At 63.1% G+C, this 12,166-nt stretch carries 9 protein-coding genes; 5 read left to right on the forward strand and 4 right to left on the reverse strand.

Features of this window, described 5'->3' with window-relative positions; translation table 11 throughout:
* Window positions 1-279 precede the first annotated feature (279 nt).
* The 3 genes from gltB to hemE all read left to right on the forward strand — a co-directional run bounded on the left by gltB (window position 280) and on the right by hemE (window position 7,446).
* Window positions 280-4,725 (forward strand): glutamate synthase large subunit, encoded by a 4,446-nt coding sequence (gene gltB, locus AC5QPF_RS02145; protein WP_494961815.1) that lies wholly within the window; start codon window positions 280-282, stop codon window positions 4,723-4,725.
* A gap of 121 nt (window positions 4,726-4,846) precedes the next feature.
* Entirely contained in the window at window positions 4,847-6,265 is a 1,419-nt protein-coding gene (locus tag AC5QPF_RS02150; protein ID WP_494961816.1) for an FAD-dependent oxidoreductase, read from the forward strand.
* Window positions 6,266-6,381: 116 nt separating this feature from the next.
* Window positions 6,382-7,446, forward strand: coding sequence for a uroporphyrinogen decarboxylase (gene hemE, locus AC5QPF_RS02155; RefSeq protein WP_494961817.1), 1,065 nt, complete (start codon window positions 6,382-6,384; stop codon window positions 7,444-7,446).
* 58 nt (window positions 7,447-7,504) lie between these two features.
* Here hemE and AC5QPF_RS02160 read toward each other — a convergent pair whose 3' ends face one another.
* On the reverse strand, window positions 7,505-8,344 hold the full coding sequence (locus tag AC5QPF_RS02160) for a hypothetical protein (RefSeq protein ID WP_494961818.1): 840 nt from the start codon (window positions 8,342-8,344) through the stop codon (window positions 7,505-7,507).
* Between the two features lie 150 nt (window positions 8,345-8,494).
* On the opposite strand from AC5QPF_RS02160, the gene AC5QPF_RS02165 reads away from it, so the two are divergent.
* Window positions 8,495-8,848, forward strand: coding sequence for a NirD/YgiW/YdeI family stress tolerance protein (locus tag AC5QPF_RS02165; protein ID WP_494961819.1), 354 nt, complete (start codon window positions 8,495-8,497; stop codon window positions 8,846-8,848).
* Window positions 8,849-8,964: 116 nt separating this feature from the next.
* On the opposite strand, the gene AC5QPF_RS02170 is transcribed toward AC5QPF_RS02165, so the two are convergent.
* On the reverse strand, window positions 8,965-10,197 hold the full coding sequence (locus AC5QPF_RS02170) for an MFS transporter (protein WP_494964112.1): 1,233 nt from the start codon (window positions 10,195-10,197) through the stop codon (window positions 8,965-8,967).
* A 163-nt stretch (window positions 10,198-10,360) separates the two neighbouring features.
* On the opposite strand from AC5QPF_RS02170, the gene AC5QPF_RS02175 reads away from it, so the two are divergent.
* Complete coding sequence (locus tag AC5QPF_RS02175; RefSeq protein ID WP_494961820.1) at window positions 10,361-11,248, forward strand: LysR substrate-binding domain-containing protein; 888 nt, start codon at window positions 10,361-10,363, stop codon at window positions 11,246-11,248.
* On the opposite strand, the gene AC5QPF_RS02180 is transcribed toward AC5QPF_RS02175, so the two are convergent.
* Complete coding sequence (locus tag AC5QPF_RS02180; RefSeq protein WP_494961821.1) at window positions 11,249-11,695, reverse strand: excinuclease; 447 nt, start codon at window positions 11,693-11,695, stop codon at window positions 11,249-11,251.
* Window positions 11,696-11,710: 15 nt separating this feature from the next.
* Window positions 11,711-12,154: a hypothetical protein gene (locus AC5QPF_RS02185; RefSeq protein ID WP_494961822.1), complete on the reverse strand. Its 444-nt coding sequence runs from the start codon at window positions 12,152-12,154 to the stop codon at window positions 11,711-11,713.
* Between the last annotated feature and the right edge of the window lie 12 nt (window positions 12,155-12,166).

A 12,166-nucleotide genomic window follows, 5' to 3' on the forward strand; every position in this document is an offset into this window, starting at 1 on the left:
TTCTGTCCCGGACTGCCGGCCAAAAGCCCGTCTTGCAGTCCTGGCTGAAACGCTTCAGACTCAAGCCAAGTCGTTACCACGACACTCGCTTTAAAACATTCAAAAATGCGACATGGATTTTCGATGATTCGTCATCAAATTTGTGGGATTCTCTGTCGCCGTGCAACAATGGCACCCGTATTGCCCCCGCAAAGCTGGCGTTCGTTCGGCGTGGATGGTAAGTGGTTGAATTAAAAGAGATTTGCCTACCTGATAGGCGAACCTGGTGAGAAAGTGTCTATGAAAACAGGTCTGTACCATCCCGAAGAGTTCAAGGACAACTGTGGATTCGGTCTGATCGCCCACATGACGGGCGAACCCAGCCACCACCTTTTGACAACGGCTATCGAAGCCCTGACCTGCATGACCCACCGCGGCGGCATCAACGCCGACGGCAAGACCGGCGACGGTTGCGGTCTGCTGATGCAGAAGCCCGATGCGTTCCTGCGCGCCATTGCCCAGGAAACCTTCAGCACCGAACTGCCGAAGCAATATGCCGTGGGCATGGTGTTCTTCAACCAGAACGACGCCAAGGCCGAAGCCGCTCGCGAAAACATGAACCGCGAGATCCTCGCAGCCGGCCTGCAGCTCGTCGGCTGGCGCAAGGTGCCGATCGACACCAGCGTTCTCGGCCGACTGGCCCTGGAGCGCCTGCCGCAGATCGAGCAGGTGTTCATCGGCGGCGAAGGCCTGAGTGACCAGGAATTCGCCATCAAGCTGTTCAGCGCCCGTCGCCGTTCTTCGGTGGCCAACGCCGAAGACAGCGACCACTACATCTGCAGCTTCTCGCACAAGACCATCATCTATAAGGGTCTGATGATGCCGGCGGACCTCGCCGCCTTCTATCCGGACCTCGGTGACGAGCGCCTGCAGACTGCGATCTGCGTGTTCCACCAGCGCTTCTCCACCAACACCCTGCCGAAATGGCCGCTGGCGCAGCCGTTCCGCTTCCTCGCCCACAACGGCGAGATCAACACCATTACCGGTAACCGCAACTGGGCCCAGGCCCGTCGCACCAAGTTCGCCAACGAACTGATCCCGGACCTGGAAGAGCTCGGCCCGCTTGTCAACCGCGTGGGTTCCGACTCGTCCTCGATGGACAACATGCTCGAGCTGATGGTCACCGGTGGCATCGACCTGTTCCGTGGCGTGCGGATGATCATTCCGCCGGCCTGGCAGAACGTCGAGACCATGGACGCCGACCTGCGCGCCTTCTACGAATACAACTCCATGCACATGGAGCCGTGGGACGGTCCGGCCGGCGTGGTAATGACCGAAGGTCGCCACGCGGTCTGCCTGCTCGACCGTAACGGCCTGCGCCCGGCGCGTTGGGTCACCACCAAAAACGGCTACATCACCCTGGCCTCTGAAATCGGCGTGTGGAACTACAAGCCGGAAGACGTCATCGCCAAGGGCCGGGTGGGCCCGGGCCAGATCTTCGCCGTCGACACCGAGACTGGCCAGATCCTCGACACCGATGCCATCGACAACCGCCTTAAGTCGCGTCATCCGTACAAGCGCTGGCTGCGCCAGAACGCCCTGCGCATTCAGGCCGATCTGAGCGACGATCAGGGCGTGGCCAGCTACGACGCTGACCAGCTCAAGCAATACATGAAGATGTTCCAGGTTACCTTCGAAGAGCGTGACCAGGTCCTGCGTCCGCTCGGTGAGCAGGGCCAGGAAGCGGTGGGTTCGATGGGTGACGACACACCGATGGCGATCCTGTCGCAGCGTGTGCGTTCGACCTACGACTACTTCCGCCAGCAGTTCGCCCAGGTGACCAACCCACCGATCGACCCGCTGCGCGAAGCCATCGTCATGTCGCTGGAGATCTGCCTCGGTGCCGAGCGCAACATCTTCCAGGAATCCCCGGAGCATGCTTCGCGGGTGATCCTGAGCTCGCCGGTAATCTCGCCAGCCAAGTGGCGTTCGCTGATGAACCTCGAGCGCGAAGGCTTCGAGCGTCACGTGATCGACCTCAACTATGACGAGAGCCTGGGTCTGGAAGCCGCGGTGCTCAGCATCGCCGATCAGGCCGAGGAAGCCGTGCGCGCGGGCAAGACCCAACTGGTACTGAGCGACCGCCATATCGCTCCGGGCAAGCTACCAGCCCACGCCTCGCTCGCTGTGGGCGCGGTCCACCACCGCCTGACCGAAAAAGGCCTGCGCTGCGACAGCAACATCCTCGTGGAAACCGCGACCGCCCGTGACCCGCATCACTTCGCCGTGCTGCTCGGCTTCGGCGCGTCGGCGGTCTATCCGTACCTGGCCTACGAAGTGCTGGCCGACCTGATCCGCACCGGCGAAGTGCTGGGTGACCTGGACGAAGTCTTCAAGTACTACCGCAAGGGCATCTCCAAGGGCCTGCTGAAGATCCTGTCGAAGATGGGTATCTCCACCATCGGCTCGTACCGCGGCGCGCAGCTGTTCGAAGCGGTCGGCCTGTCCGAGGAAGTGGTCAACCTGAGCTTCCGTGGCGTGCCGAGCCGCCTGAAAGGCGCGCGCTTCGTCGACATCGAGAACGAGCAGAAGCTGCTCGCCGCCGAAGCCTGGAGCGCGCGCAAGCCGATCCAGCAGGGCGGCCTGCTGAAGTTCGTCCACGGCGGCGAATACCACGCCTACAACCCGGACGTGGTCAACACCCTGCAAGCCGCCGTGCAGCAGGGCGACTACGCCAAGTTCAAGGAATACACCGCGCTGGTGGACAACCGTCCGGTGTCGATGATCCGCGACCTGCTCAAAGTGAAGACCGCCGACCAGGCCCTGGACATCAGCGAGATCGAACCGCTGGAAGCCATCCTGCAACGCTTCGACTCCGCCGGTATCTCCCTCGGCGCGCTGTCGCCAGAGGCCCACGAAGCCCTGGCCGAGGCGATGAACCGCCTTGGCGCGCGCTCAAACTCCGGTGAGGGCGGTGAAGACCCGTCGCGCTACGGCACCATCCGCAGCTCGAAGATCAAGCAGGTCGCCACCGGTCGCTTCGGTGTCACCCCGGAATACCTGGTCAACGCCGAAGTGCTGCAGATCAAGGTGGCCCAGGGCGCCAAGCCGGGCGAGGGCGGCCAGCTGCCAGGCGGCAAGGTCAACGGCCTGATCGCCAAGCTGCGCTACGCGGTACCGGGCGTGACCCTGATCTCGCCACCGCCGCACCACGACATCTATTCGATCGAAGACCTGTCGCAGCTGATCTTCGACCTCAAGCAGGTCAACCCGCAGGCGCTGGTCTCGGTCAAGCTGGTCGCGGAAGCCGGTGTCGGCACCATCGCCGCTGGTGTGGCCAAGGCCTATGCCGACCTCATCACCATCTCCGGTTATGACGGCGGTACCGGCGCGTCTCCGCTGACCTCGATCAAGTATGCCGGCGCCCCATGGGAACTGGGCCTGGCCGAGACCCACCAGACCCTGCGCGGCAACGACCTGCGCGGCAAGGTCCGGGTGCAGACCGACGGCGGCCTGAAGACCGGCCTCGACGTGATCAAGGCGGCCATCCTCGGCGCCGAAAGCTTCGGCTTCGGCACCGCGCCGATGATCGCCCTGGGCTGCAAGTACCTGCGCATCTGCCACCTGAACAACTGCGCCACCGGCGTAGCCACCCAGAACGACAAGCTGCGCAAGGACCACTACATCGGTACCGTCGACATGGTGGTGAACTTCTTCACCTACGTCGCCGAGGAAACCCGTGAATGGCTGGCCAGGCTGGGCGTGCGCAGCCTTGGCGAACTGATCGGGCGTACCGACCTGCTGGAAATGCTCCCCGGCGAAACCGAGAAGCAGAAACACCTCGACCTCAGCCCGCTTCTGGGCAGCGCCCACGTGCCGGCCGACAAGCCTCAGTTCTGCGAGGTCGACCGCAACCCGCCCTTCGACAAGGGCGTGCTGGCCGAGAAGATGGTGCAGATGGCCCTCCCGGCCATTCGCGACCTCAGCGGTGGCGAGTTCGAACTGGACATCTGCAACTGCGACCGGTCTATCGGCGCGCGGATTTCCGGCGAGATCGCCCGCCTGCACGGCAACCAGGGCATGGCCAAGGCACCGGTGACCTTCCGCTTCAAGGGCACCGCAGGCCAGAGCTTCGGCGTGTGGAACGCCGGCGGCCTGCACATGCACCTGGAAGGTGACGCCAACGACTACGTCGGCAAGGGCATGACCGGTGGCAAACTGACCATCGTGCCGCCGGCCGGCAGCCCGTTCGCCACCCAGGACAGCGCCATTGTCGGCAACACCTGCCTGTACGGCGCTACTGGCGGCAAGCTGTTCGCTGCCGGTACCGCGGGCGAGCGTTTCGCGGTGCGCAACTCCGGTGCCCACGCCATCGTCGAAGGCACCGGCGATCACTGCTGCGAATACATGACCGGTGGTTTTGTCTGCGTCCTGGGCAAGACCGGCTACAACTTCGGCTCCGGCATGACGGGCGGCTTCGCCTACGTGCTGGACATGGACAACAGCTTCGTCGACAAGCTGAACCATGAGCTGGTGGAAATCCAGCGGATCACTGGCGAGGCGATGGAGGCTTACCGCAGCCATCTGCACCGCGTGCTGACCGAGTACGTCGAAGAGACCGGTAGTGAATGGGGTCGTGAGCTCTGGGAAAACCTGGACGACTACGTCCGCCGCTTCTGGCTGGTCAAGCCGAAGGCGGCGAACCTGAAGAACCTGTTGTCCAGCACCCGGGCCAACCCACAATAAGAGCAGCTGCAAGTGGCAAGCCTCAAGCTGCAAGAGAAGCAGTGCGAGGTTTGCCGAGCTAAGTGATCGACTTGCGGCTTGCAGCTTATAGCTTGCAGCTGCTGTATAGAGGTTTTGAAAAATGGCTGAACGTCTGAGTAATGACTTCCAGTTCATCGAAGTCGGGCGCAAGGATCCGAAGAAGAAGCTGCTGCGCCAGCGCAAGAAGGAGTTCGTGGAGATCTACGAACCCTTCAAACCACAGCAATCGTCGGAACAGGCGCACCGCTGCCTGGGTTGCGGCAACCCGTACTGCGAATGGAAGTGCCCGGTCCACAACTTCATCCCCAACTGGCTGAAGCTGGTCTCCGAAGGCAACATCCTCGCTGCGGCGGAGCTGTCGCACCAGACCAACACCCTGCCGGAAGTCTGCGGCCGCGTATGCCCGCAAGACCGCCTCTGCGAAGGTGCCTGCACCCTCAACGACGGCTTCGGCGCCGTGACCATCGGCTCGGTGGAGAAGTACATCACCGACACCGCCTTCGCCATGGGCTGGCGTCCGGACATGTCCAAGGTCAAGCCGACCGGCAAGCGCGTCGCCATCATCGGCGCCGGTCCTGCCGGCCTGGGCTGTGCCGACATCCTGGTACGCGGCGGCGTGACCCCGGTGGTGTTCGACAAGAACCCGGAAATCGGCGGCCTGCTGACCTTCGGCATCCCCGAGTTCAAGCTGGAGAAGACCGTGCTGAGCAATCGCCGCGAAGTCTTCAGCGGCATGGGCATCGAGTTCCGTCTCAACACCGAGGTGGGCAAGGACGTGACCATGGAGCAACTGCTCGCCGAGTACGACGCGGTGTTCATGGGCATGGGTACCTACACCTACATGAAGGGCGGTTTCCCGGGTGAAGACCTGCCAGGTGTGCACGATGCGCTGGACTTCCTGGTGGCCAACGTCAACCGCAACCTGGGCTTCGAGAAGTCGCCGGAAGACTTCGTCGACATGAAGGGCAAGAAGGTCGTGGTCCTGGGCGGCGGCGACACCGCGATGGACTGCAACCGCACCTCCATCCGCCAGGGTGCCAAGGCCGTGACCTGCGCCTACCGCCGTGACGAAGCGAACATGCCCGGCTCGCGCAAAGAGGTGAAGAACGCCAAGGAAGAAGGCGTGAAGTTCCTCTACAACCGCCAGCCGATCGCCATCATCGGTGAAGACAAGGTCGAAGGCGTCAAGGTGGTCGAGACCCGTCTCGGCGAGCCGGATGCCCGTGGCCGTCGCAGCCCCGAGCCGATCCCGGGTTCCGAGGAGATCATCCCGGCCGACGCCGTGGTCATCGCCTTCGGTTTCCGTCCGAGCCCGGCGCCATGGTTCGAGCAGTTCGGCATCCAGACCGACAGCCAGGGCCGCGTCGTCGCACCGGAGAAAGGCAAGTTCAAGCACCAGACCAGCAACCCGAAGATCTTCGCCGGTGGCGACATGGTCCGCGGTTCCGACCTGGTGGTAACGGCGATCTTCGAAGGCCGCAACGCTGCCGAAGGGATCCTGGACTACCTGGGTGTCTGATTCGCCAGATAGAAACTATTGATGCAGCGCATCCGATAGACAAAAGGCACGGTAACTACCGTGCCTTTTCTTTGTGCGTCTGAGAAAATGCCCGCACTTTTTTTCCGGATGCCGACATGACTGCCTTGAAGAACGATCGTTTCCTGCGCGCCCTGCTCAAGCAACCCGTAGACGTCACCCCGGTGTGGATGATGCGCCAGGCCGGCCGCTACCTGCCGGAATACCGCGCCAGCCGCGCCAAGGCTGGTGATTTCATGAGCCTGTGCATGAACCCGCAATTCGCCTGCGAAGTGACCCTGCAGCCGCTGGACCGCTACCCGCTGGACGCCGCGATCCTCTTCTCCGACATCCTCACCATCCCTGACGCCATGGGCCAGGGTCTGTACTTCGAGACCGGCGAAGGCCCGCGCTTCAAGAAAGTGGTCAGCACCCTGGCCGACATCGAGGCCTTGCCGATTCCTGATCCGCAGAAAGACCTCGGCTACGTGATGGACGCCGTCAGCACCATCCGCCGCGAGCTAAACGGCCGCGTGCCGCTGATCGGCTTCTCCGGTAGCCCATGGACCCTGGCCACCTACATGGTCGAAGGCGGCTCGTCGAAAGACTTCCGCAAGACCAAGGCCATGCTCTACGACAATCCGCAGGCCATGCACCTGCTGCTCGACAAGCTGGCGCAGTCGGTCACCAGCTACCTCAACGGCCAGATCCTGGCCGGCGCGCAGGCGGTGCAGATCTTTGACACCTGGGGCGGCAACCTCTCGGCCGCGGCCTACCAGGAGTTCTCCCTGGCCTACATGCGCAAGATCGTCAGCGGCCTGATCCGCGAACACGAAGGGCGCAAGGTGCCGGTGATCCTCTTCACCAAGAACGGCGGCCTGTGGCTGGAAAGCATCGCCGATGCCGGTGCTGACGCGCTGGGGCTGGACTGGACCTGCGAGATCGGCGACGCCCGCCGCCGCGTCGGCGACAAGGTGGCCCTGCAGGGCAACATGGACCCGACCGTGCTCTACGCCAAGCCCGAGGCCATCCGTGCCGAAGTGGCGCGCATCCTCGCCAGCTACGGCAATGGCAGCGGCCACGTGTTCAACCTCGGCCACGGCATCACCCCGGAAGTCGATCCGGAGCATGCCGGTGTGTTCATCAACGCGGTGCATGAGTTGTCGGCGCAATATCACGCGTAAGTTCAACGCGGCATGACCAAGGCCCCGGGTATCGATCCTGTCGATGCCCGGGGCTTTTTCATTCGGTGCTCACGCCAAGTCCTTCTAGGTACGGTTGCGACTGGTCGCGAGGCGCGTAGAAAAACACCTGATCCGGATGAGTCAACTCGACCCTGACCACCGGAACGAACTTGCCCGTGGCCAGGATGAAGTCCACCTGCATCTGCCGCGCCTGCTCCAGCCCGTCGTCCGCGTAGTACAAGGCTTGGATCGGCAGTTGCTCGGGGATGTCCTGTGGCCATGGCGCGATGACCATTTCGTTCCAGATCCTGCGGTGGCTGGGGACCGGAAAGTGCTGCCGCACCTCGATGCTGAACTGGAACCATTGCGCAGTCGGCTCGAAATAGCAGGCGCCGAAGCCGGTGTGCTCGGCGAAGTGGGCGACCCAACTGGGGATATCGGTGACGCCGCTCAGGTGGCAGGGCAGAGGAAACTCTTCCGTGGCGCAGCTTTTGACCCGGCTGTCAGTCGCGGCATTCAAGGGGAACACGCAGCGCACGGTGAGCGGGTAAGCCGATGGCGCCAAGGGGCTGAGGATCAGCCCGGAATTGCCGGCCACCAGCTCGTTGCCGACATCAGCACGGAAATACGAGAACGACACGCCCTGGCGTTCGATGTTTTCCGGGCTGGGATTCCAGAACTTCAGCCCGGTCGAGCCCCGGATGGCACGAATGATCACACCGTTGCAGGTGTAGGCGGCACCGCCGTCTTCGCAGGCGGGGCGGGTATCGTCGAAGCGTTGCTGCAGTTGCTGCACGATGCTGGGCCCCGGGTCCTCGTCGGCGATCGCGGGACGGGGCTGCAAGCCTGGCAGGGCGACCAGCAGCAGGAAAAGGTAGCGAGCGAAGGCGGGAATCATGGTGGTGTCCTCGTGGCCGAGGAGGTCATCAGGCCATGAGGATCGCGGCGGGCACAACTGACAGAAATATCAGGTGCAGCGTGCGTTTAAGCTTGAATTCAGCCTCCCCGGGTAACCTGGTCCCATCAAAACCTGCCAAGGATCAGAACCATGAAAACACGTTATCTTGCCTTCGTTCTCGCCCCTCTGTTCAGCACCGCGGCCCTGGCCGCTGGCGCCGGCTATACCGGCCCTGGTGCGCAATCGGTGACCACCGTGGCCGCGGCCAATGATGCAGCCGACGACACTCCGGTGGTGCTGACCGGCTACGTGATCAAGAAGATCAACAACGACGACAAGTACGAGTTCAAGGACCACACCGGCACCATCACCGTCGAGATCGACAATGAAGACCTGCCGGCGGTGGCGTTCAACGACAAGACCAAGGTGAAGCTGACGGGTGAGGTGGAGAAGCACCTGATGTCGCGGGAAGTGGATGTGGATCTGGTCGAGATCGTGAACTGACTGCAGTTCCAAAGAGCGACATCAATCCCTGTGCGGGTTTACCCGCGATGACGGTAGTGAATTTACTAGCGCAATCGCGGGTGAATCTCCCACGAGGACCGTGTCGGTCTTGAGGCTTATGCCGTCTTCGGCGGCAACTTGCTCAGGTATACCGCTACCCCCAGCGCCACCGCCAGCAGGCTGCCGATGAACAGCCCGATCCCGTTCCATCCACCGTAGTGCCAGAACACCCCGCCCGCCGTCCCCGCCACGCTCGACCCCGCGTAGTAGCTGAACAGGTACAACGACGAAGCCTGCCCCTTGGCCTTGAACGCCCGCCGGCCGATCCAGCTGCTGGCCACCGAGTGCGCGCCGAAGAAGCCGAAGGTGAACACCAGCATGCCGACGATCACCAGCGGCAGCGCCGTGAACAGGGTCAGCAACATGCCGCTGAACATCAGCACGATGGTCCCCCAGAACACCCGCCGCCGCCCCAGCTTGTCGGCCAGCGCACCGATCTGCGCCGAGCTGTAGATGCCCGACAGGTAGACGATGGACAGCAAGCCCACCAGCGCCTGGCTCATGTGATACGGCTCGGCCAGCAAGCGATAGCCGATGTAGTTGAACAGGGTGACGAAGGCGCCCATCAGCAGGAAGGCTTCGAGGAACAGCCACGGTAGCCCGGCGTCACGGAAGTGCAGGACGAACCCATCCAGCAAACTGCGCGGGTTCATCGACCGCGAGCGGAAGTTGCGCGACTCCGGCAACACCTTCCAGAACAGCGCCGCCGCCACCAGGGCCAGGCCACCGATCACCAGCATCGCCGTGTGCCAGCTGACGAAGTCGATCAGCACCCCGCTGATCAACCGCCCGCTCATCCCGCCAATGGCGTTGCCGCCGATGTACAGCCCCATGGCCAGGCCGATGTGCTGCGGATGAATTTCCTCGCTCAGGTAGGTCATCGCCACTGCCGCCAGCCCGCTCAGCGACAGCCCCACCAGCGCACGCATGGCCAGCACGCCTTCCCAGGTTGGCATCAAGGCACTGGCGATCGTGCTCAGGGCCGCACAGAACAGGGCGAAGACCATCACCGGCTTGCGCCCGATCCGGTCGGAAATCGGCCCGGTGATCAACAGCCCGAAGGCCAGCAAGCCGGTGGACACCGACAACACAAGGCTGCTCTGCGCCGCATTGATGGAAAAGTCCCGGGACAGCAGCGGCATCATCGGCTGCACGCAGTAGAGCAGGGCGAAGGTGGCGAAACCGCCGCAGAACAGCGCCAGCACCGTGCGCATGAAGGCCGGGGTGCCTTTTTCGATCCAGGTTTCCTGCAGGGTGGCCGTGATATCGGCCTGGGGAGCGGGGGGGATTTCGTGGGCGTGGGGCGCTACAGCAGTTTTCACGGGGAACCTCGGCGGGCGGCCTCTGGAGGGCAACTGCAAAAAGAATATAGCTGGCTAACGTTCATTTCCAATATATTGTTCGACCTGTTTAAGACGTTTTACGACTTATTTGCGAGTCTTTGGAGCGACCATGGAATTGCGTCACCTGCGGTACTTCATCGCCGTCGCCGAGGAACTGCACTTCGGCCGCGCCGCAGAGGTGCTGGGGATTTCCCAGCCGCCGCTGAGCCAGCAGATCCAGGCCCTGGAGCAGGAGCTCGGGGCGCGCCTGTTCGACCGCACCAACCGACGCGTGGCGCTCAGCGAAGCCGGCCGGCTGTTTCTCGAGGAAGCCCGCCAGGTCCTGGCTCAGGTGGACAAGGCGGCGGACGTGGCGCGCCGTGCGCAACTGGGCGAGCTGGGGGAGATGAAGATCGGCTTCACCTCGTCGGCGCCGTTCAATTCCAGTATTCCCAAGGCCATCTACAGCTTCCGCCAGCGTTTCCCGGCGGTGCACCTGAACCTGCAGGAAATGAGCAGCCGCGAAGTGGCTGACTCCCTGCTCGATGAAAGCATCGAGGTCGGCCTGATGCGGCCTTTGCCGCTGCCGGAATCGCTGGTCGCCACCGAGCTGTTCCGCGAGCCGCTGGTGGCGGTGTTGAATGCCGATCATCCGCTGGCGCAGGGTTCGGAGAGGGGCCTGCACCTGGCCGCGCTGGCCAACGAACCATTCGTGTTCTTCCCGCGCAGCTATGGCAGCGGCCTGCACGCGCAGTTGCTGAGCCTGGCGCGGGCAGCCGGATTCACCCCGCATTTCTCGCAGGAGGCGGGTGAGGTGATGACCATCATCGGCTTGGTATCGGCGGGACTGGGGGTGTCGGTGCTGCCGGCGTCGTTCCAGCGCATGCGAATCGACGGGGTGGTCTATCGCACGCTACTGGATCCGGACGCCGACACCGCGGTGTGGCTGGTACAGCGTCGCGAGCCAGGCTCGGCAATGGCTGGGGCCTTCGTCGAGTTGCTGACCCGCAAGAAGTGATCAGTCGACGCGGGACAGGTCGCCCTTGATCGCGACACCGGCCATTACGGCGCCGGCGTGGCATTCATAGGTGGTGGCGTCCTTGCGCTCGTTTTTCTTGTAGTAGCTGACGATATTGGTGACGGCGTTGGCGTTCACCTTCTTCGCAGCGTCCTGCATGGTGATCAGCGCCGATTGCAGGGCCCATTCGCAGGCTGCTTCGTCGGTCTTGTTGAAGGCATTGGTCTTCTTGTTGGTGACCGCGTTCGGGCTCACCACGGTGACCTTGCCGCGTGGCTGCACGCCGGCCAGGTAGAACTTGAGGGACTTGTCGAGCTTGCCCTCGTTGTACATCTGCTGCACGACCTTCTCGAACGGCAGGTACAGGGCGGTGTCACGGGCCTGGCTCAAGCCGGGCAGGGCACACAGCATGAGCGCGGCAGTAGCGCTCCAGACTTTCAGACGCATGGGTATCTCCTTGATTTATTTGGTATTGCTCGGGTTCTGTTCGTTCATCGCACGCTGCACCATCCGATTGGTTTCCATGCGCTTGAGTTCCCGCAGGATGTTCTTGTCCAGCGCGTGCACCCACCGGTTGTAGTTGCGGTGGATCTTGCCGTCCTTATGGTCCAGGCCACGGCTGTCGCGGTAGTCGATGCGGAAGTCGCTGGCGCTGTAGCGGATATCCACGGCGGCGTAGAAGGTGTTGCGCACGGTGATGTCGGCCTGGATCAGGCCCGGCGCCACCTGACGCGCGCTCCAGCCGCGCAGGGCGGCGGCCTGGAGGATGGCGTACTGGATTTCCTGGTCGCTGTAGGAGGGGCCGGCCACCAGCACTTCCTTGGGCGTCAGCACGGGTTTTGAGGTGCAGCCCACCAGGCCAGCCAGGACCAGGCCCATCAGGGCCGCGCGAATCATTGAAGACATTCCTTTCTCTCC

Source organism: Pseudomonas sp. Con_6 (genome assembly GCF_059379395.1).